Below are 21,180 nucleotides of genomic sequence, written 5' to 3'. Positions count from 1 at the left end.
TCACGTTTTGCGAGACAGGGGGATCTCGACAAGGGAGCGCAAGGTTTGGCCGGCGAGTGCCTGTTCGATGGCCGTATCGCGTCGACATAGCATCTCCTGGACGCCGTCGTCCGTACCCAGCGAGATCGTCGCATCGGCGGCACGTCCTTTGTGGATGGCATCCAGGACCTCTTTGATGGAAACCAACTCGGGCGGCTTGGTGAGACTGATCCCTTCGGGCTTGGCCATGAGGCCGAGCAGTTCAGTGTCCACCAGATGCCGTACCTGTTCTGCCACGAGCGAGACGGGGAGGTGTAACTCGACGGCCAGGTCGTCTGTAGGCATCGGTCCCTCGCCCTTCAGATACTGTCGAGTCAGGACTACCAGCAGGCTCAGAGCCAACCGCTCCCGAAATGCCTGGGTGCCTTGCTGCCAGAGCAAACGCGACACATAGGCGGTGGGATATTGATGAAAAAACGAGAATTGCGCGCCGATCAGCACGATCAGCCATCCCACATAGAGCCAGAGCAAAAATAGAACCAGCACCGCAAAGCCGGAATAGATGGCGCTGTATTGGGCCGACTGAGCCACGAACATTGCGAATGCTTCTCCTGCAAGGCCCCATAAGACGGCTGCGGTGATCCCGCCGACCAGCGCGGAGTCGAATCGCACCTGTGTGTGGGGGATGAACTTATACAGAAAGGTGAAGAGTCCGCTCAAAATGACAAAGGGCAACAATTGGCCGGCCAGGAGCATCAGATACCCGAATGGTTGGATGTCCAACACACGCTGCACAAGGGTATTACTATGAACGGAGGCGAGCAGGCCGAACGCGGTCACCACCAGCAACGGACCGACCAGTACGGCGCTCAAATAATCGGCAAACTTCCGTCCCCACGATCGTCCTTCCCGTACCAGCCAAATGGCATTGAGCGCCTCCTCGATTTTGTCGATGAGCGAATAGGTCGTGTAGAACAGCCCCGCGACGCCGACGATGCCCAACACGCCAATCTTGAGGTTGTCCACAAAGCCGATGATCGTGCGCGTGATTTCCTGGCCGTTCGGGCCCAGCGGTTCCAGTGCCTGGGCCAGGACCGGTTCAATCTGCTGATGGACCCCGAAGGCTTTTAAGACCGAAAACATGACGGCAAGAAAGGGAACCAGGGAGAGGAGCGTGGTGTACACCAATCCGGTGGCCCGGGCATCAAGCAGTCGATGGCGAAATTCCAGTGCCACGGCGATCGCCAGCCGTAATGCATGAATGCCGATGCGCTGGAGCGTGGGCACAGACGCGGAATCAATGGTCCACAGGTCCTGCTTGAAGAACTGTGAGATGTGAGCCAGTTTCGTCATGGGGTATCAGGTACCTCGAGAAGCACACTGTACCGCGAATCACCGTGACTGTGCACCATTCACTGCCCAGGGACACTGCACAGGGATTAGTAACGTGTGCACCTGGTCGACTGGGTTGGGTCAATGCCACTGTGCCGCGCGGGCATTATGGCGGGACGCCCCCAATATCGTTTTACGATTTTCCCCGTGGACTCATCACTTATGCACAGGTGGCAATCCCATGGAGCCAGGGGCGTAGCTTGGCATATAATCTTGCTGCGCATCTCGCTGAGTAAGTAGAGTTTGCCGCCTGATGGTATTTTCATGGGGCCTATATGAATGTAGATGACATCATTAGTTATGGAGAACTGGTCGGCGCTGAGAAATTGATGCTTCAGAAGGGAATGAATTTTGGAGCGGGAAAGGACTATTCCATCTTACTCATGTCTCAACGCGCGAATGCTCCGTATCGAGATGTAGTTGATGAAGCTACAGGAATACTTGTGTATGAGGGCCATGATCAGCCACGGACAAAAGATTGTCCTAATCCCAAAGAGGTTGATCAACCGATCACAACACCAAAGGGGACTTGGACGGAAAATGGCCGATTCTTTAAGGCAGCCATGGATTTTCAGCGCGGGCTGAAAGAAAAGGCAGAGCTGGTGAAAGTATACGAAAAAATTGCCGTCGGGGTATGGTGCTACAAGGGTTTCTTTGAGCTGTTCGACGCACACTTTACGTTGCGGGAGGAAAAGAGAAAAGTGTTCCAGTTCTTCCTCAAGCCTGTCGAAAAGAAATCTTTTGGCCGAATCATGGAACTTCCACCCAAACGGCTGATTCCGACCCATGTGAAAGTTGAAGTCTGGAAACGAGATCAAGGTAAGTGTGTCCAATGTGGTTTCCAAAAGAATCTCCATTACGATCACGACATCCCCTATTCAAAGGGCGGAAGCAGCCTATCTGCGCAGAACGTTCGAATCCTGTGCGCCAAATGCAACCTTGAAAAATCTGACAAGATTATGAGTGTCTTGCCGTGGCTCTATGCATTAACAAGTTCCATTGTGGAGATTGGGCAGCATCCATAGTTTTGTGAGAGGCGTGCCTCGGACACAAGTAGAGCTGACTCCTGGGAGGCCGCAATTCGCTATTACCGATTTTGGGGGTGAATGTTTCTCTCAGGTCGGATATCGTTCGCAGTCGGTTGGTTGTTTCGGATCTTCAGGGGGTAGCCCATTCGTGCTATTTTCACCCTCCATGTTATACACCATCACATCATGACGACCTCCCATCCCCGCGATCCATTGCACGGCGTGACGCTGGAGACCATCGTGACCACCCTGGTCGAACGGCATGGGTGGGCGGAGCTCGGCCGTCGTCTGCCGGTGCGTTGTTTCCTCAACAATCCAAGCGTCAAATCGAGTCTCACGTTTCTGCGCAAGACGCCGTGGGCGCGCGAGCGGGTGGAGGGGATGTATATCGCGGAGTTGCCCTGACCTTGAGCGGTCCGCTTCCCGTGGCTGCAGAACCTGGTTGCTTCAATCCAAACGTCCCGCGAACAAGGACATCACATCCACATGGCTCCGAATGCGACGATTTTCAAGGCCGTCCTCCACATCGCCGATGTGGACCGTCACTATTACGAGGACCATACGGTCACCCTCGCGCAGCATCCGTCGGAAACCGACGAACGGATGATGGTGCGTCTGCTGGCGTTTGTCCTGCACGCGCATGAGGCGCTGCAGTTCGGCCGCGGGTTGAGTACTGACGATGAACCTGCGCTCTGGCGCAAGGATCTGACGGGGCTCATCGAACTCTGGATCGAGGTAGGTCTGCCGGATGACAAGGCGCTCCGCCAGGCCTGCGGCCGCGCCAAGCAGGTGTGCGTCTATACCTATGGTGGTCGTCAAGCAGACCAGTGGTGGAAGGAAAATCTGGCTGCGCTTGGTCGGTTGAAAAATCTTACCGTGATGAACCTCTCGCAGGAGGGCAGCCGGGCATTGGCCGGGCTTGCGCAACGCAACATGGATTTGCATTGCACCGTTCAGGATGGGCAGTTGTTGATCGGTGACGGGACAAATGCCGTGCAGATTGAGCTGACGACCTTACAAGAATCCTCACTCGCCATGAAGCGTGAATCGTGAAGCGTATCTCGTTGTGGACAAGAGCGTATGGCGCATGGCGTGGGGGAGTATAAGCGTATAGCTGATGATGGGAGGATGAGGTCTGGGGCCCTGGCTCCACGCTCTCAGCAATCCACCATTCGTTCTTCGCTTCCGGCTCCTGCTATGAGCTATACGCCATAGGCTCTTTTCTTCGAACGAACGACGAGTTGTGGAGCATGACGGCATGAAGGAAAAGAAACGCATCTCCACCGACGGTGAGCCGGTTCAGTGGAACAGTCCGTTTGCGGCGTTGAAGAATCTTGAACTGCCGCCGACTCAACCGCGAGACAAGGCCGACCAATCCACTCCGGTTCCGCCAAGCCACGCGAAGAATCGCGGGCGGGTGGACATTATTCGGCAGACGGCGCATCGGGGTGGCAAGACAGTGACGGTCGTGACAGGATTTACCGGCATCGGCCAGGCCGAGAAGGAACAATTGGCTAGGGAGATGCAGAAGGCCTGTGGTGTCGGGGGGACGGTGAAGGAAGGGCGGATCGAAATTCAAGGTGATCAGCGCGAGGAGGTGTCGCGCATTCTGAAGAACGCCGGATTCCGGCCTGTGTTTGCCGGAGGGTGAGATCCCATGGCTGAGCCGCTCAAAAATAGTTTCGGGGCCGATGTGCCGCGCACCATCGGGCGCATGATTGCCGCCGTCTTTCCGCGATTCGATCAGCAGGGGTTTGTCAGGTCGTCACTGGACGGGTATGACGCGCTGGAGTTGATGCCACGCGCGTGGAAAATCGCCCATCAACTTCGCCGGTTCTTGCCGGACGACTATGAGCAGGCCGTCGAGATTCTTCTGGCGTCGCTCGATCAGAAGCCGGAGCGAACGGTTGCCCAGGGGATGGGCGGGTTCCTATTTCTCCCGCACGTGTTCTTTGTGGCGGAATACGGGCTGGAGCATTTTGAACTGTCTATGCGGGCGCAATATGTGCTGACGCAACGCTTCACCGCCGAATTCAGCATCCGCCGTTATCTCGAACGGCACCAGGCGGCGACGTTGGCCCGTCTCACGGAATGGTCGGCTGATGCCAGTGAGGACGTGCGCCGCCTCGTCTCGGAAGGCACGCGTCCCCGGTTGCCTTGGGCGCCGCGTTTGCGCGCGTTTCAGGCTGATCCTCGTCCGGTGCTCGCGTTGCTGGAGCGGCTCAAGGATGACCCGTCGCTGTACGTCCGTCGAAGCGTGGCCAATAACCTGAACGACATCGGCAAGGACCATCCCGTCCTGCTGGTGGAGACAGCGACGCGATGGATGGAGAACGCGACGGAGGAGCGCCGGTGGATCATCCGGCATGCGTTACGTTCGGCGGTGAAGCGAGGTGAATCAGGGGCGCTTGGACTGTTGGGATTCGGAGAGGCCGCACGTGTGTCGGTGGAGAAGGTGCACATTGCCCCGCAGCGGCCCACCATCGGATCCTCTGTGGCCATTGCCTGTGAGATTGCCAATCGTGCGTCGCTGGCGCAACGCCTCTTGGTGGATTTGCGGGTGCACTACGTCAAGGCCAACGGCGCGCAACGGCCAAAGGTATTCAAGTTGAAGCAGCTTCAATTGGCGCCGCGAGAAACGGCTCAGGTGGGGAAGACATTACTCCTCGCCCAATTGACGACGAGAACGCATTATCCCGGGCAGCATGCGGTAGACGTGTTGATCAATGGCCAGGCCTATCGGCTGGGGACATTTGAGCTGACGGAACACTAGGAGGTCTGGTCGCGCTTACCCGCTCGCGTGTTTCCGCGGATCAATCACCTGCCCCGTCATCGTGCCTTCCACACTGGCGAGATAACTGTGCGCGACCGTGTCGGCAGGCAGGCCGATCGACGGGTCCATGCCTCTGGCGATGAGTGTTTCCGTGACCCAGGGCGGGCTGACGACATTCACGCGCAGGCTTCGCGGCAGGTCGATGGCGGCGGCGCGAACAAATCCTTCCAGTCCGGCGTTGGCCATGCTGATCGCGCAGCTGCCTTTTATGGGTTCCTGGCTGAGCACGCCGCTGGTGAGGGTGAAGGATCCGTGGTTCGTCACAAATGGTCGACCGATGCGCACCAGATTCGACTGGCCCATCAATTTATTCTTCAGGCCGACGAAGTAATCGTCATACGTCAGATCATCCAGGCTCGCAAATTTGGCGATGCCGGCAGTACTCACGACGGCATCGCAGGTTCCGACTGCTTTGAAGAGGCTAGTGATGGAGTCCGGCGAAGCCAGATCAACCTGGAACGCCCCCCGCTTGTGCCCGACTACCACCACATCGTGTCGTGTGGACAGTCGCTTCACGACGGCGGATCCGATGGTGCCCGTTCCTCCGATGACAATCACTCGCATGCCGAACCTCCCTTGTTCACCTGTCGGCAGTGTAGCCATGGCGTTGTGCGCGGTGCAAGCGCTGCCGTTCACTCGGGACTATCGATGATGTATTGCGCTCTGGCCGAGGGGTCTGTCGCGGGTTGAATGTGTCGGCAGGGAGGAATATCCGCCTGCAGCCGTCGTAAGAGCACGGTAATTTTCATGTTGGACGGCACCTCGCAGAGCCACACGTGCATACCCGATTCGAGATCGTCGAAATGCCGCTGGACGGCAAACCCCGGCTTCTCCATGAAATAGGCGGAGAGAAATCCGTTGATGGCTTGTACGGTCCAGGGATGGTCTTTGATGTATCGATAGGTAAGTCGAAGCTCTACGAGCTGATTAACCGGTTCTGCATCCATGTGGGCGTCGCTCCTTACGGGTGATGGGGAGGCACTCTAGCAACTTCCCGGGCCATTTGGAACATTGAGACTGGTCTGAGGATCTGTGTATGGTACGGCTTGGAGGATTTCACGTCATGTTGACTGCCTACAATCAGGTCCCTGTTCCTTCGTTCATGTACGGGACCGCATGGAAAAAAGAGGCGACGGCGCCGTTGGTACGGCAGGCCGTGTCTGCGGGGTTTACGGCGATCGATACCGCCAATCAGTTGATCCATTACCAGGAGGCATTGGTCGGAGAGGCATTGCTGGAATTGGCGAAGCAGGGCACCTCGCGCGAGCGGCTGTTTATACAAACCAAGTTCACGCCGGTGAACGGCCAAGACCATCGCACGCCCTATGATGCGCAGGCCGATCTGACGACGCAGGTGAAGCAATCGTTCGACAGCTCGCTGACGCATCTTCATACCGATTATCTTGACTCCTATGTCTTGCACGGCCCCTATGGTCGACGCGGGCTGAGCGATGCGGATTGGGAGGTCTGGGCCGCCATCGAGGCCTTGTACGATGCGGGGAAGACGAAGCTGATCGGCATCAGCAATGTGACGGCGGATCAGCTCACGTTGCTCTGCGCGCGGGCGACGCATAAGCCGATGGTGGTGCAGAATCGCTGTTATGCGGCGCTGGGGTGGGACCGGGATGTGCGGGCGATCTGCCGGACTCACGGCATCATCTACCAGGGGTTCTCGTTGCTGACTGCCAATCAGGGGTTGTTCACCGATCCCGAGGTGCGGGCCATGGCCGCCAAGTATGGTATGGGGCTCGCGCAACTGGTGTTTCGATTCGCCATGCAGATCGGCATGTTGCCGCTGACCGGCACGACCGATCGGCAACATATGCAGGAGGATCTGCGTTCCGACCAGTTCACGATCGCGCCCGACGATCTCCAGCGATTGGAAGTCATCGGGATATAACGGAGTGCCTGTAGCGGCGGCGATCAGCCCGGCTCACGCGATCGCCGCAGAAACGGTGTTGTGCAACGATGGAAGGCCTGCATCAACTCGAAGTTATCATCATCTTGTTCGCGGTGGTGCTCGCGCTGACGACCCTCGCGCAGAAGGTCCATATTCCGTATCCGATCTTTCTGGTGTTGGGTGGTCTGACGCTGGGACTGGTGCCAGGGTTGCCCGCAGTGACATTCCATCCGGACCTCGTGTTCCTGGTCTTCCTGCCGCCGATCTTGTGGTCCGCCGCGTATTTCACGTCGTGGCGCGAGTTTCGCCAGAATCTCCGGCCGATTTCGCTTCTGGCGGTGGGATTGGTCCTGGCGACTTCCGCCGGGGTTGCGTTCGCGGCCCACACTCTCTTGCCTGGTATTGGATGGGCGGAGGCCATTGCGTTGGGCGCGATCGTCTCGCCGCCCGATGCGGTGTCCGCGACAGCCATTGGGAAGCGGCTGAGGATCCCGCGCCGGATCGTGAGTATCCTGGAGGGCGAAAGCCTCGTCAACGATGCCACGGCGTTAGTATTGTATCGGGCGGCCGTGGGCGCCGCGATGAGCGGTTCGTTTGCGCTCGGACATACGCTGTTCGAGTTTGTCTTTGCCGGGCTGGCTGGAGTGGTCATCGGCATTGGTGTCGCCTGGATCGTCAGGTGGGCACTCTCCGCCACGGAAGACGGGTTTACGCAGATCGGCGTGACCCTGTTGGCGCCGTATATCGCCTGGGTGTGCGGGGAGTTGGTGCATGCCTCTGCCGTGTTGGCTTGTGTGGCAGGGGGACTGTATATTCGTCAGTCGTTCAGCGGCGCGGTCTCCCCGGCCACCAGATTGCAGGCGCGCGCGGTGTGGGATCTCCTGATCTTTATCTTGAATGGAGTTATTTTTATCCTGATCGGCCTGCAACTGGACACGCTTCGCGACTCCATGTCGCCGGGCCAGTTTGGGCCGGTGCTCATCGCCGGGGCCTGGGTGAGCGCGACTGTTATTCTGGTGCGACTCCTGTGGGTGCCCGTGGCCGCTCTCATTCCCAGATGGTTGAGCGCGACCTTGCGGGAGCGTGATCCGATGCCTTCATGGTCGAGCTTGTTCCTGGTTTCCTGGACCGGCATGCGCGGCATCGTGACCCTTGCGGCTGCGTTAGCGCTTCCGGTGGCAACCAGCGCTGGTGCGCCGTTTCCATTTCGCGCTGAGATTATTTTGATCAGCTTCACCGTGATTCTCGCGACCTTGGTTGTGCAGGGCCTCTCGTTGCCGCCGATCATTCGGTTGTTGCAGCTCAGAGAAGACGGTGGGCTGGAACAGGAAGAAGCGCTGGCACGGGCACATGCGGCGACTGCGGCCCTGAATCGACTGGATCAAGTAGTCACAGAAAACTGGGTGTCGCTGGAGCAGGTGGAGCACCTGCGGCTGCAATATCTCCAACGGCTGGAGCGTCTCACCAAAGCCACTTTGGCAGAGGAGCCGCCTTCCAATTCAACCAGCGAATCCGTCCAGCGGCTGCAATTTGAAACCTTAGCGGCCGAGCGCATGACCCTGATCGGGCTTCGGGACAACGGCACGATCAGCGACGAAGTCCTTCATCGCTTAGAGCATGAACTCGATGTGGCGGCGCTCCACCTGGGTGTCGGCGAGTGCCGAATCGGAAAAGTCCACGCGTGAGTGGTGCCCCATTCATCGCATTCCCGTCCGGTACTCTCCGCTGTCGGTGAATCGTAATATCCCGACAGCGGACGCTCCACGGCTTGACGCGTGGGCCTGCTGCGGGTAGGTTCGCACGATGTCGATTCGTCTTGCCCAGGCACAACCGGCTGATGCCCCGCTCGTAGCCGATTTGGTCGGCGAGTTGTTGCGGGAGATTATGACAGCCATCGGAATGAAGGCCTTCGAATTCTCTCAGGTCGAGACCGAGGCGCGGGCACGGCGCTGGCTGGTAGACGAGACCTATACGGTGTTGTTGGCGTATCACGACGAGCAGGTTGCTGGTTTGCTGACCCTGTCGGAAAGTCGTGCGCTTTACGCGGAAGGCGTATTCGGGATCATTCCGGAATTGTATGTGCGTCCGGCGTTCCGTTCTCGCAGGGTGGGCGCAACACTCCTGGCAGACGCAAAAAATCTGGCTCACACAAAACAATGGACTAGGCTGGAGGTCACGACGCCTCCGCTTCCGCAGTTCGACCGGGCCCTGGCGTTTTATGAACGACAGGGATTCAGTATTACCGGTGGACGGAAGATGAAACTGTTCCTGTGATCCGGCCCGTTGTTCAGGACGAACGAACCGGTTTCGGCATCGGTGCGGCGGCTGCTGACGCAGTTCGGTCTGCGTGCCTCGCGGGCACCAAACCGTTTCGCTCATCGACCGGTTTGCCGGATTGCGCGTTGCTGGCCATCAAGTGGCATCTGGAGCAGGGACGACCGTTCTGGCACTGGGTGGTGTTCGGGCGAGAGAACGACCGGTCGTACGTGGTAGATTCCACCCCGACATTGAAGGCTCCCCTTCGGACCGACTTCGGGCGTATGAGGCCGGTATGGTTTCTTTCTGTGACGATGAAGAGGTAACGGGTGAAGATCGCGATTATCGGTGGAGGACCGGCGGGACTCATGGCGGCGGAGGCGGCGCTGGCGGGAGGCGCGCAAGTCGATCTCTACGATGCCATGGCCTCGGTCGGCCGTAAATTTCTGTTGGCCGGAAAGGGCGGGCTGAACTTGACCCATTCCGATCCACCCGAGGTGTTTCTCTCGCGTTATGGAGAGCGGGCGGCCAAGGTCGCCCCCTGGCTCAATGCGTTCGGTCCGGACGCGCTTCGCGCATGGACAAAGGAGTTGGGTGTCGAGACGTTTGTGGGCTCCTCCGGGCGGATCTTTCCCGCCGATATGAAAGCTGCGCCGCTACTGCGAGCCTGGCTTCGCCGGCTGCGTCAGGCCGGATTGACCATTCATGTCAGACATCGCTGGTGCGGCTGGGATGCACAAAAATCCCTTTGCTTTGAGACGCCGCAGGGAACCCAGTCCGTGGAGGCGGATGCGGTTATTCTGGCGCTGGGCGGCGGCAGTTGGCCCAAGCTCGGTTCGGATGGCGCCTGGGTGCCCCTGCTTGCCGGGCGTGACGTCCCGATTGCGCCGTTACAGCCGGCCAACTGCGGGTTCGACGTGGGATGGACGGAACATTTTCGGAGTAAGTTCGCCGGGCATCCGGTCAAGACCGTGGGGGTAGTGGCGAAATCGCCGACCGGCGCGGTGATGCGTCGCATGGGGGAGTTTGTGATTACAGAGACCGGTGTGGAAGGCGGCGTCATTTATGCCGTGGCACCCTATCTGCGCGATGAGATTCAGGCTACCGGCCGGGGCACGCTCCGGCTGGACCTCGCGCCCGATCGTGAGCTGCCGCGCCTCATCAAGGATCTTTCTCAGCCGCGCGGCAAAAAGACGATGGCCACACATTTGCAGCGGCGGGCGCACATTGATGGAGTGAAATCTGGCCTGCTACGAGAGCTCGTGTCGAAGGAAGATTTTGCGGACCCGACACGCCTGGCCGCGGCGATCAAATCCTTGCAGCTCACGCTGGCTGCCTCGCGTCCCTTGGAGGAGGCGATCAGCACTGCCGGTGGCGTGGAGTTTAAGGCCCTCGACAAGCGGCTGATGGTGCGTGCTCTGCCGGGGTTGTTTTGCGCGGGAGAGATGTTGGATTGGGAAGCGCCGACGGGCGGGTATCTGCTCACGGCCTGTTTCGCCAGCGGGCGGACAGCCGGTGCCGGGGCGGTTGCCTGGTTCAAGGAGCGTGCAGGGCGTGCCAAGGCATAACTCGACAAGCGGCGAGGGCCTCGCCCTGGTGGTTCCGGGCATCGGCAATTCCGGACCTGGTCATTGGCAAACCTTGTGGGAGCAGCGGCACCCCGGATGGCAGCGCGTGCAGCAGCGTGACTGGGATCGTCCGGTGTGTGCGGAATGGCTACACGGGCTGGATGCCGCTATGGCTCGTCTCTCCGCACCCCCTGTGTTAATCGCCCATAGCATGGGCTGCCTGCTCGTCGCACACTGGGCTCAATGGGCCTCGCGTCCGGTGCGTGCCGCCTTGCTGGTGGCGGTGCCTGATCCGGATGGGCCCATGTTTCCACCGGCGGCACAAGGCTTCCAGCCGGTTCCAGCAGAACCACTTCGCTTTCCCAGTCTGGTGGTGGCGAGCAGCGACGATCCGTTCGGGTCCGTTGCCTATGCGCGGCGTTGCGCGGCCGATTGGGGGAGTGACTTTGTTGAAGCCGGTACAATCGGTCACATTAATGCCGACAGTGGGCTTGGTGACTGGCCTGCAGGGCTTGTGTTGTTGGAGCGGCTGCTCAAGTTGTAGCGCGTGGTTCGACGGGTGTTTTCGTATCTCGTGAAACGTGAAGCGTATCTCGTCAGGACGAGGTACGAGAGACGAGATACGGAGGCTCGGGACGCTTCAGCCCGCATGTCGCTAGAGCAGGATCTGTCGATATTCCGGCGAGGCGAGGGTTCCTGCCTGCAGGTCCCAGTCGACGAGGAAGATAGCGGACCGTTCTGACGACAATGAGAGGAGCCGCTGCCCACCCTGCGCCACTACGCTCTCGGCTTTTCTGAAATCGAGCGTGCGATCGGCCCCGGTGCGGTTGCACACGAAGAGGGGCAGGCCGGTGTCTGTTGTGCACCGTTCCCACTCGCCGTTCGGTCCATGCAGTCCCGGTGCCCAGGCCGCGGACGAGACCAGCACCTGTGCACCCTTGGCCTTCAAACTATTGGCAATTCCCGGTGAGAATGCGTCGGCGCAGATGAGCATCCCGACGTTTCCAAGCGGCGTCATCGGGAAGACCGTCGTCTCTGTGCCGGGAGTCGACCAGGCCTCGGACCCGACGCGCAGCGCGTTGATTTTGCGATGTGAGCCTGCCAGGCGCCCGTCGGGGGTGATGGCGAAGACCGAGTTGTAGAGTCGGTTGGATTGCGGGTCACGCTCGGGATGTGACAGGAAGATCGCGACGCGTTTCCTGGCGGCGAACAGGCGGACCGTCTCCATCCAGGGGTCGGGTTGCGGGGCGATCCAATCCGTGCCGAGTGTATCGGCGAAGGTATAGCCGCTGACCGCAAGTTCAGGCGTGATGATCCAGCCGGCTCCGAGACACGCGGCTCGCGTGATCGCGTGCGTGAGCAGGTGGCGATTCTTCGCCAGCGCGCCTGGTATCGGAGCCAGATGTAAAAACGCGATGCGTAGAGAGGGTTTGGCCATCGGTCACTATGCAAGGCATAACAAGGCGAAAATGTGCCTGATGGTTCTGATGAGGCCGGACTGTAGCATACAGAGTCGCTGAGATCGACTCAGCACGACCGGCTCATCTCCGCAGCTTGTACCTGCCGGGCTGGTTGCGTACAGTGAGCAGATGGATAACCGTAGGCAATGGGCCAACCCTCAGCCACTCCATCCATGAGGAAGATCACAGGCCTCATCGCGTCGGGTCTGTTCCTGGTGGCGCTGGTGCTCATCGGCAGCCTCCTGGTCTTGCCCTGGCTACTCAATCGTTCGGCGATTGGGGAGGCACTGCTTCAAGAGTTTCAACAGCGCACGGGCCATGAGTTGTCGGTCGAGGCCTGGCATGTCCGGCTCTTTCCCTCCATCGGAGTGGAATTGCTGCAGGCGCAGCTGCACGCACCCGGTTCCACCACGCCGTTGTTGAGTGCCGACCGCCTGGAGATTGCGCTTCAATGGCTGCCGTTGCTGGAAGGGCGGGTTGTCGGCAAGGATCTGGTGATCAATCGGCCGCGGGTGACTGTCAGCCGGGAGGCCAACGGAACCTGGTCTCTCGATGGCTCTGCGCGGACGACTTCTCAAGGTGATTCGGCCCAACTCGTTCCGTTTTTACAGGTTGTGCAAAATCTGCTGTTGCTTGATGGAGTGATCACGGTCAGCGATGAGGCAGGTCTCAGTCCCACGGTCCCTCTTCAAATCATGGTGGCCCGAGGCACTCTGTCGACTGAGGTGATGGGCCGCTACGCGAAGCTGCAGGTGTCCGGTGAGATGCCGCAGGAGCGGGATCGGGCGGCCTTCACCTTCGACGGCTCGCTGACGCAGAATCACGAGGGCGGCGGGACACAAGCGGAGGGGGATGTTCGATTCCACCACATCAATGTCCGGCATGCCATTTCAGCGTGGGCAGGTCCGGGAGCGATTGCCGACGGCTTAGTGGGATCTGCGCAACTCAACGCGCACCTGCGATTGATCATCAGTGGCAGCGGCTATGAGTTGACCGCAGACGACTGGAGAGCCGAGCTGTCTGACCTGTCGATGCAGGGGACCGCAACCGTGGCCGGACAGAGAGGGGATCGGCCGCGTTATTCGGCCACGCTGTCCGCCGCGCCCTTCATGTTGACGCGCTTGTTCAGTCAGCTCCCCTCCGGCTGGATTTCGCCTCAGGTTCGCGCCCGGCTCGGGGAGTACGGCATCGATGGGCTGGTGACGATGCAGCGGTTGTCTGTCTCCGGCGAAGTTGGATCCGGCGCGCGTCCGAGTCTGAGTGGAAGCATTGGTCTGCGTGATGGCCGCGTGACGCTCAATCCTCAGTATCCTGTCGTTGAAGCCCTTTCAGGCAGTCTCTCCTTCGATGACGCACAGGTTCGTGTCACGGCGCTTCGCGCCGCCTGGGGTCCGTTTCGACTGGCGGGCGATGATCTGCTCATCACGCAATGGCTCAGCGATCCGCATGTCGACGTCAAGATTTCCGGAACCGGGCCCCTGACAGGATTGGTCGACGTCGCACGGCGAATCGAGGACGCCCCGCTTCTGCGCGAGGTGTTTTCCCGGATGCAGGAGGCGACTGGTGATGTCGAGACGGTCGCCCATGTGGTCGGGACGCCGGGTGGAAAGAACGGACTTTCACTGGTCGACGTCGATGTCAGACTCCACCACGCCGGTTTTCGCACGACCGTGCTTCCGCTCGATGTCCGGGAGGTGGAGGCGCACATCCATGCGTCGCCGACTCTGGTGAGCATTGAACAGCTGGGGGGGCAGGTCGGTCCTGCCGCGCTGGATGCCCGAGGGAACTTGACCTGGAGGAAAGGCAAGGTCTATTCCGATGTGAACGTGACCATGACCGCTGACGCCGATCACGTCTGGTCATGGATGGCGGAGGCTGTCGATCTCGGTTCCAGATCGGAAGTGGAGGGGACCGTCAGCATGCAGGCCGCCGTGACCGGGATGGTCGAGGAACCGCGCTTCGCGGGAACAATTCAACTCCAGTCGGCCGGGCTGCGCATACCGAGGATCTTCACCAAGCCGCTGCACGCACCCGCTTCCATCGAGTTTGATGGTCGTTTGTCAGGCGGCAGTCTCTTGATGATCCGGCAAGTCGGTCTTGTCTTGCCCCCTGTGAGAATTGTCGGTGACGGAACCCTCACGTTCTCGGAGGGCATGGTCTTTACCGCGAACGTCTCGTCCGGCGCGATATCCTTGAAGGAATTGCCGGTCGGGATCGCACTTGGATCGCTGAGGGCAGGAACGTTCAGCGCGAAATTGCATATGGAGGGTAAGGTACGAGAACGGGCTTCATGGCGGACATCCGGAGAAGTTCGATTCGAGCGCGGCGCGATTATGCTGGAGGCCTTGCAGGATCCGATTCGAGAAGCCTTCGTGACCCTGCGGTTCGATCAAGACAAGATTCAAATCTCGCGCATGACGTTTCATGTGGGTGCGAGCGACCTCCGGATCTCGGGATCCATCGCGCAGTGGGCGGAATCGCCGAAGGTACGTCTGGTCATTGAATCATCTCAAATCGACGTAGCCTCCTTCATTCCATCCCGCCAGACATCGTCCGCACCCGGCACGGATGGGTCCGGCGGAAAATCCTGGTGGTCGAATGGCAGACTCGACATGTTTCTTTTTGCCGATCATGTCTACTACAAGAAGTTCTTAGTCACGGGTCTTTCCAGCCGGGTCGTCTGGGATCATGGTCTGTTGACGGTTGAGCGGATCAGCGGCGATACGACTGAGGGGCATGTCGGCGGCCAAGTCAAGGTTCGGGCGAACGGACGGCGGGTGGAGCAGATCAGAGGCACGTTTCGTGCGAACGGGATCCCGGTTGATCACGTCCTGTCTCTGGTCCAAGAAGAACCCACGATATCGGGCTGGCTCACGACGTCGGGCAAGCTACAGACAGAATTTGAGGGCACGGGCCTCGCGCTGGACTCCATCACCAGTCCTCAACCGATCCAGGTGCTAGTCGAGGATGGACGAGTGTCTCACATGCCAGTGATCTCCACCTTGCTGTCAGTCATGAATCTGCCGGCGGTGCTTCAGGGGCAGGTAGATCTCGAGAAGGACGGTTTCCCGCTCGACCGGCTCAAGGTGGTATTTTCCATCAGTCACGGTGTGATCCTTGCCAAAGAACTCTTGCTCGACAGTCCCATCTTGAAGATCAGTGGGACGGGTCGTTACGACATCGTGGCGGATCGATTTGACATGGTGCTGGCGACCAGCCCTCTCGGGTCTTATTCCGCGGCGCTGAAACGCATTCCATTATTCGGCCAGCTGCTGGCCGGGGATCGGCAGGGATTCGATACCGCCATCTTTGAGCTGAAGGGCTCGGCGAACAATCCGGAACTACGGTATTTGCCCATGGAGTCTCTGATGACGGGCATGAAAGGCACCGCTCAGTTAGCCTTCGATGTGCTGGTCAATGCCATTACCCTGCCGCAGAAAGCCTACTCGATGGTCGAAGAAGAGATCACGAGGGGAGGGGACGAGGAGTTCTAAGCGGACGGAATGGAGTTGGGGACGCTCACTGAGAGACGTCGGCGTGAATCTGGAGATTGTTCTTCACTCGTTTCACCCCTTTCACCTGTCGAGCCAATTCGGCCGCTCTCGCCTTCCGTTCGGCCTTTTGAACCGTTCCTGTTAGGGTGACAGTTCCACCGTCGGTGGCCACAAGGATATCGCCGAGACCGCCTAGATGATCTTCCGCGAGCGTTGCGGCCACATTTGCGGAAATCACAGAGTTGCTCGGGGAATCCGAGAGGGCTGTACTGGCGGACGACGAACAGCCGGCCGAGAAGCACGACACAAGCAGCAGCGGGAGGAGTCGGTGAAATCGGGGCATGAAGTTCTCGGAGGTCTGGTTACGAGTGCGGGATGCGCAGCGATTGTTGCACAGCCACAAGGCCATTTTCCATGCAAGAGTGTATGATTGCGCGCGGCGCGCCGCGACGGGCATCTTGCGGCGGCGAGCCGGTTGGCGTGATGTGAGGGGATATGGCAGTGGCATCGGTCGATCTCTGTATTGTCGGGGCCGGAGCAGCCGGACTGGCGGCCGGTATCTTTGCGGCCGAGAACAACCCGCACCTGACCATTGAATTGTTGGACGGCGCGAAGACCATCGGCGCCAAGATCCTGGTGTCCGGCGGCGGCCGGTGCAATGTCACCCATGATGTGGTGACGCCGGATGATTTTTTCGGCACCCGCCATCTCGTCCGCAATGTGCTTGCCGCCTTCTCCGTCGAGGATACGATCAAGTGGTTTGCCTCACTCGGTGTCCCGCTCAAACGCGAGGAGACCGGCAAACTGTTTCCGGTGACCGACAAGGCACGCACAGTGCTCGATGCGCTGCTCGCCCGTAATCGGGCGCTCGGGGCGGTGCTTCGCTCTGGTCAGCGAGTCACCGATATCGTCCGTTTGGACAGTGGCGCGGCGCTGGAGAAGACCGATTCTGCCCGGTTCGTGATTCGTCACCAAGAAGGCGAAACGCTCGCCCGGCGCGTCATCCTGGCCACAGGTGGGCGGTCGCTGCCACGCACGGGGAGTGATGGATCGGGCTACGGACTTGCGCGACGCTTGGGACATCAGGTGACGCCGACCGTTCCAGCATTGGTGGCCTTAGTCCTCGACGAGCACTGTTTTCACCAGGGACTGTCTGGACTCTCGCAGGAGGTCGAGCTCCACACGTTGGTGCAGGGGAGACCGGTCGATCGGCGGACCGGCAGTCTGCTATGGACCCATTTCGGGATCAGCGGGCCGGTGGTGATGGATGCCAGTCGCTTCTGGTGTGCGGGTCGCGAACGAGGTGAGGCGGTCGAACTCTACGGAAACTTTTGGCCTGGGCACACGACGGAACAGGCGCGTGAGTGGATTCTGCATCATGCGGCGAAGCATCCACGGCGGTCGCTGCTGAAGCTGTTGGTGGAGTTGATCCCCGAGCGATGCGCCGAAGCCCTGTGCCGTCATGTCGACGGTGATCCACAACAGGCCTGCGCGCAGGTCTCACGCACCACTCGTGATCGTCTCCTGTCGGCCCTCACCCGATTCCGGTTTCCTGTCGTGCGCGATCGTGGGTGGAATTTTGCCGAGGTCACGGCGGGTGGGATTCCGTTGGAGGAGGTCAACTTCCGCACGATGGAGTCGAAGCTTGTTCCCGGCTTGCATCTGGTCGGCGAGGTGCTCGACTGCGACGGGCGGATCGGTGGATTCAATTTTCAGTGGGCTTGGGCGACCGGCCGGCTGGCCGGTCGAGCGGCGGCCGTGTCTCTCGGCGCCGGCAGCAGCGAGGCGAGACGGAACGGCGAGCAGGGTGAGTAGTCAGCGGGCCAGTCGGACCGCTGCGACGTATCGCTTTCGCCCTCACTTGATTTCATAACCCACGCCAAAAATGAGGGACTCGTCGAGTTTCACCCGTCCAGGCGCCGGTTGCGTGTTCAACCGAATGTCGTATTCCACATTGAAGAACAGATTCTTGTAGACCGTGATCCGAACCCCCTGGTCGGCATTGATACGGAATGCGTTGCCGGCATTGATGTCGTAGAAGCCTTCATGACGGTGGAAGAGTTTTACACGGTCCGGCCACAGTGCGTGTTCCCAACGCAGGCTCCATCGGCCTGACGGAGTTTGCGTGTTCGGACTGTTGGTGAAGTGCTCGCTGACATAGGCCAGACCGAGGGAGAGGGCGAGGGTGGTCCTGGCGCTTTCGTAAAATTGATAGCCCAAGCCGCTACCGATCGTGGACCGGAGTTGGAGGTTCTGCAGCGTGTCTTTTTCAAGCATGCCGAAGGATTCGATGAAGATCTGCTTGCTCAGGAAATAGTCGTGTTTCACGCTGGCTAACGAGTTTCTGGCCGTCAGTTGATCGCCGGCTTGCCCATAATTGTATTTGCCCTCGAGTAACAGTCGTTGTCGGTATGCCTGGATCGTGAAGCGCGCGGCGCTGTTGAAAGCTTTGGTGTTGGTGTTGCCGGAGGTGTGGTTACCGCCGACGGTGATGGTTCCGGTCAGTCGGAGTGGTTCGACATTGATGGCGGAGATATCGGCTAGGGGCACAGAACCCTCCGGCCCCAGTTCCCGGGCTTCACGCTGAGTTTGGGTGCCGTAGAGAAAATCGCGAAGCTCATGATGGGACTCGCCCGGCACCAGGATCTTCAACGGACCGTCGGATTTCAGGCGCTCGATTTTCCCCCAATCGATTTTTATCTCACCCCCGTAGTCCGTCTGCAGGGTGAGGACTCGCTCCTCCATTTTGACGATGGTGCCGGTCAGCCGATCTCCATTCTGGAGGTGTACTTCGTCGGCCCAGGAGGGCAGAGCGAGACAGAGCCCGATGCAGAATGCTGTCCACGGCCACAGCAGGGAGCGACTGATGATAATGCGGTGCATGGGGGTGAATCAGTAGGCGGACGGGTACGTCACTCGTGGCGAGAGTCGGATGGCCCGCTGTCTATCAATGGTCCAACCCTACTGGAGAGGTTGGTGGACTTGCAAGAGATAGGAAGACAAAAGAGCAGCCAAGGCCGGCCTACGGATGTCAGGAAGACTGTTGTGGCGCGTCTCTCGCGAACATCCCGCAGCTGGTTCTACAACGAGTGACGAACGAGGAAGACGGCCCTTTTGCGCATCCTCCGGCCGATTCTAGCGTCAACAGGGCACGCGAGTCGCTTGCGACCGCTTGTGCAAACACCGAGTGTCTCCGCCGCCTGTTAGAGGGGACGGAACTGCTAGTGGCCTCCGATGGGAAGGAATGAGATGGCGATGGAAATCGTGATGAGCACAATGATGATCCATTCCAGCACCTCCATTCGTTGAGTCGTCGCTCGGTCCGTCATTTTCCCGTAGATGCTTTCAAGGGTCTGGAGCTTTCTGATGATGCTGGCATCCCAGGCCTCCAGGTGAAAACGCTGCGAGGCCAATCGATAGACCCGGGCCAGATATTGATCGCCGAGTAGCTTTAAGGTGTTCGCCACGCGTTCGAAGAGCACGGCGCTGTCGACCTGCAATTGCCCGATGTGGGTGAGCGCCGCCTCGTGCGAGCCTGGCAGCCATGATTTCAAGCCGGTCTTCCGTGTGAGCGCGTCATACCCCTGGTCGAGTGCCGTATCCAGTTGCTCATCCAGGGCCCGCATTTCGAGCAGCTCGACATTCACAAACTCCAGTACCGCTCGCACATCATCCATGTCCTGTCCGAAGACGAGGGCCGCATTCCAGTCGATCACGGCGGTGTCGTCCCGACTGAAAGAAATTCGACAGGAGGTCGCTTCATGGATTTCCTGGTCCGAGAGCCGCGTGCGTTCGCTGCGAAGCACATGCGCAAACAACGGATCGTAGGGAACGCCGAGGGCTTGAATGGCCGAGGGCGTGCAGCGCTCAATGGAAAAGATCAGGTAGTCCTCGACCTCCTTCGATGTGGAGGGCCGCTCGACGGCCGGAAGGATGTCGCGCACCAGCTGATCCAGGCGGTGGCGTGATTCCGCCAGCAGCGTTTCATTTTCATAGAGCGATTCGCTCAAGCTCAGTAGTCCTTCAAATGGACCATCGATCGGAATGCGGTACATGACGGTGACCGCGCCGAAGTCGTACAGCATCACCTCCACGGTTTTGCTCGACCGGTAGTTGCCGAATGTCAGGGAGACGGTCTCCTGTGTCAGTCGAAGCGGCGCCGGGCGATATTCAAAATAGTGCGGGGCTCGAGCTTTGTGGCGGATGCGTCCTCGTTCTTTGATGGCCGTCACGTGCCGTTCCGCTTCATCGAGATTAATGGCTAGTCCAATGTCGTAGGCGAACAGGGCATAACAGGTTCCCTGTTCGATCGAGAGCGGAGGCGCATCGAGGGGGGCCATGAGGATTCTCCCGGAGGATTCTTATAATGATGGTCGATGTGTGCGCAGACTGCAAGCGGGCTGCGAGGCCGGCCAGGCGGCGGCTTGTCAGGAGCCAGGTTGGACGATCGCGACCATCGTACAGGCAAGGGATTACGGGAGGGTAAGGAGATGATCAAGTTCTCGTAAATCATGCACCGGTCGGTTGTGTCGATCAGTCGGAACCAGATAGGAGTGAAAAGACATGGCCACGATCAGAGCCGTCATCTTCGATTTCGACGGGGTGTTGTTCGACACCGAGCCGCTGCATTTCGAGATGTTTCGACAGGTGCTTCGAATGGAAGGGGTGACCCTTGCTCCGGACCGTTACCAGGCGCGCTATGTAGGCTTGACGGATCAGGCTTGCTTCCGCGCCGTGTTGACCGATTCCGGTTGGTCTGTCGTATCGGCCGAGACTCTCGATCGACTCGTGGCGTGCAAAACTAATCTCATGCAAGCAGCGCTGCGCAAGGCGTTGCCTGTTCTCCCCGGCGTGAGGGAATTTGTCGGAGCCGTGAGGGAGACCTGCCGTACCGCCATTGCGTCCGGCGCGGTGCGAGAGGAAATTGCCTTGTGTTTGGAGCTGGCCGGGATGACGTCGATGTTCGAGCATATCTCAGCCGCACAGGATGTTCGTCATGGCAAACCTGCCCCAGCGCTGTATCTGCATGCGCTCGACGGGTTGAACCGGCGCTCGCCGCTGAGGGCTCACGAATGCGTGGCGTTCGAAGATACGCCGCATGGAATCGAGGCGGCCCGCAAGGCCGGGATCCGCTGCGTCGGAGTGGCGACGACGCTGCCTGAGAGTCGACTTGAACAGGCCGATCTCGTCGTTCCGTCGCTGGACACGTTGTCCTTGAGCCAGGTGCTCGCTCAGCTCCCTCGCTGAATAGCACGAATGTCTTCACGGCG

General features: G+C 59.5%; 21 protein-coding genes. 14 read left to right on the top strand and 7 right to left on the bottom strand.

Translation table 11 applies throughout. From position 1 onward, the window contains the following. On the bottom strand, positions 1–1,332 hold the full coding sequence (locus tag V9G17_06805; protein ID MEI2752296.1) for a YhjD/YihY/BrkB family envelope integrity protein: 1,332 nt from the start codon (positions 1,330–1,332) through the stop codon (positions 1–3). Between the two features lie 314 nt (positions 1,333–1,646). Between V9G17_06805 and V9G17_06800 the strand changes: the two genes are divergently transcribed. The 5 genes from V9G17_06800 to V9G17_06780 all read left to right on the top strand — a co-directional run bounded on the left by V9G17_06800 (position 1,647) and on the right by V9G17_06780 (position 5,172). After that, the gene (locus V9G17_06800) at positions 1,647–2,396 is read left to right on the top strand and encodes an HNH endonuclease (GenBank protein MEI2752295.1); all 750 of its coding nucleotides are present in this window, start codon (positions 1,647–1,649) and stop codon (positions 2,394–2,396) included. 189 nt (positions 2,397–2,585) lie between these two features. Next, positions 2,586–2,804, top strand: coding sequence for a VF530 family protein (locus V9G17_06795; GenBank protein ID MEI2752294.1), 219 nt, complete (start codon positions 2,586–2,588; stop codon positions 2,802–2,804). 81 nt (positions 2,805–2,885) lie between these two features. Beyond that, positions 2,886–3,452 carry a YaeQ family protein gene (locus V9G17_06790; GenBank protein MEI2752293.1) on the top strand — a complete coding sequence of 189 codons (567 nt, stop codon included), beginning with the start codon at positions 2,886–2,888 and terminating at the stop codon, positions 3,450–3,452. A 205-nt stretch (positions 3,453–3,657) separates the two neighbouring features. Further along, complete coding sequence (locus V9G17_06785; GenBank protein ID MEI2752292.1) at positions 3,658–4,050, top strand: translation initiation factor; 393 nt, start codon at positions 3,658–3,660, stop codon at positions 4,048–4,050. A gap of 6 nt (positions 4,051–4,056) precedes the next feature. Further along, positions 4,057–5,172, top strand: a complete 1,116-nt coding sequence (locus V9G17_06780) for a DNA alkylation repair protein (protein MEI2752291.1) — start codon at positions 4,057–4,059, stop codon at positions 5,170–5,172. A 15-nt stretch (positions 5,173–5,187) separates the two neighbouring features. Here V9G17_06780 and V9G17_06775 read toward each other — a convergent pair whose 3' ends face one another. After that, on the bottom strand, positions 5,188–5,796 hold the full coding sequence (locus V9G17_06775) for a short chain dehydrogenase (protein ID MEI2752290.1): 609 nt from the start codon (positions 5,794–5,796) through the stop codon (positions 5,188–5,190). Between the two features lie 68 nt (positions 5,797–5,864). Beyond that, complete coding sequence (locus V9G17_06770) at positions 5,865–6,179, bottom strand: hypothetical protein (GenBank protein ID MEI2752289.1); 315 nt, start codon at positions 6,177–6,179, stop codon at positions 5,865–5,867. A gap of 89 nt (positions 6,180–6,268) precedes the next feature. Between V9G17_06770 and V9G17_06765 the strand changes: the two genes are divergently transcribed. The 6 genes from V9G17_06765 to V9G17_06740 all read left to right on the top strand — a co-directional run bounded on the left by V9G17_06765 (position 6,269) and on the right by V9G17_06740 (position 11,500). Further along, the gene (locus tag V9G17_06765) at positions 6,269–7,132 is read left to right on the top strand and encodes an aldo/keto reductase (GenBank protein MEI2752288.1); all 864 of its coding nucleotides are present in this window, start codon (positions 6,269–6,271) and stop codon (positions 7,130–7,132) included. Between the two features lie 68 nt (positions 7,133–7,200). Continuing rightward, positions 7,201–8,817, top strand: a complete 1,617-nt coding sequence (locus tag V9G17_06760) for a Na+/H+ antiporter (protein MEI2752287.1) — start codon at positions 7,201–7,203, stop codon at positions 8,815–8,817. Between the two features lie 118 nt (positions 8,818–8,935). Then, positions 8,936–9,406 carry a GNAT family N-acetyltransferase gene (locus tag V9G17_06755; GenBank protein ID MEI2752286.1) on the top strand — a complete coding sequence of 157 codons (471 nt, stop codon included), beginning with the start codon at positions 8,936–8,938 and terminating at the stop codon, positions 9,404–9,406. After that, positions 9,403–9,714, top strand: coding sequence for a hypothetical protein (locus V9G17_06750; protein MEI2752285.1), 312 nt, complete (start codon positions 9,403–9,405; stop codon positions 9,712–9,714). The genes V9G17_06755 and V9G17_06750 overlap by 4 nt, the downstream gene beginning before the upstream one ends. A 3-nt stretch (positions 9,715–9,717) precedes the next feature. After that, positions 9,718–10,956 (top strand): TIGR03862 family flavoprotein, encoded by a 1,239-nt coding sequence (locus V9G17_06745; protein MEI2752284.1) that lies wholly within the window; start codon positions 9,718–9,720, stop codon positions 10,954–10,956. Next, positions 10,943–11,500, top strand: coding sequence for an alpha/beta fold hydrolase (locus V9G17_06740; GenBank protein MEI2752283.1), 558 nt, complete (start codon positions 10,943–10,945; stop codon positions 11,498–11,500). Before V9G17_06745 ends, V9G17_06740 begins: the two co-directional genes overlap by 14 nt. A 111-nt stretch (positions 11,501–11,611) precedes the next feature. On the opposite strand, the gene V9G17_06735 is transcribed toward V9G17_06740, so the two are convergent. Beyond that, positions 11,612–12,394: a carbon-nitrogen hydrolase family protein gene (locus V9G17_06735; protein MEI2752282.1), complete on the bottom strand. Its 783-nt coding sequence runs from the start codon at positions 12,392–12,394 to the stop codon at positions 11,612–11,614. Between the two features lie 195 nt (positions 12,395–12,589). Between V9G17_06735 and V9G17_06730 the strand changes: the two genes are divergently transcribed. Beyond that, positions 12,590–15,910, top strand: a complete 3,321-nt coding sequence (locus tag V9G17_06730; protein ID MEI2752281.1) for an AsmA-like C-terminal domain-containing protein — start codon at positions 12,590–12,592, stop codon at positions 15,908–15,910. A 25-nt stretch (positions 15,911–15,935) separates the two neighbouring features. On the opposite strand, the gene V9G17_06725 is transcribed toward V9G17_06730, so the two are convergent. Then, positions 15,936–16,148, bottom strand: a complete 213-nt coding sequence (locus V9G17_06725; GenBank protein ID MEI2752280.1) for a BON domain-containing protein — start codon at positions 16,146–16,148, stop codon at positions 15,936–15,938. Between the two features lie 257 nt (positions 16,149–16,405). Between V9G17_06725 and V9G17_06720 the strand changes: the two genes are divergently transcribed. Then, positions 16,406–17,725, top strand: a complete 1,320-nt coding sequence (locus V9G17_06720; protein MEI2752279.1) for an NAD(P)/FAD-dependent oxidoreductase — start codon at positions 16,406–16,408, stop codon at positions 17,723–17,725. 42 nt (positions 17,726–17,767) lie between these two features. On the opposite strand, the gene V9G17_06715 is transcribed toward V9G17_06720, so the two are convergent. Both V9G17_06715 and V9G17_06710 read right to left on the bottom strand, forming a co-directional pair. Further along, positions 17,768–18,793 (bottom strand): DUF481 domain-containing protein, encoded by a 1,026-nt coding sequence (locus V9G17_06715; protein MEI2752278.1) that lies wholly within the window; start codon positions 18,791–18,793, stop codon positions 17,768–17,770. A gap of 338 nt (positions 18,794–19,131) precedes the next feature. Then, positions 19,132–20,250 carry a hypothetical protein gene (locus V9G17_06710; GenBank protein MEI2752277.1) on the bottom strand — a complete coding sequence of 373 codons (1,119 nt, stop codon included), beginning with the start codon at positions 20,248–20,250 and terminating at the stop codon, positions 19,132–19,134. Between the two features lie 223 nt (positions 20,251–20,473). Between V9G17_06710 and V9G17_06705 the strand changes: the two genes are divergently transcribed. Then, the gene (locus V9G17_06705; protein ID MEI2752276.1) at positions 20,474–21,157 is read left to right on the top strand and encodes an HAD family phosphatase; all 684 of its coding nucleotides are present in this window, start codon (positions 20,474–20,476) and stop codon (positions 21,155–21,157) included. Positions 21,158–21,180: the final 23 nt, after the last annotated feature.

Origin of the sequence: Nitrospira sp. (assembly GCA_037045225.1) — a bacterium.
Classification (GTDB): domain Bacteria; phylum Nitrospirota; class Nitrospiria; order Nitrospirales; family Nitrospiraceae; genus Nitrospira_A.
Note: the sequence above shows the minus strand (reverse complement) of the source record. Positions and strands in the feature narration are given on the sequence as shown.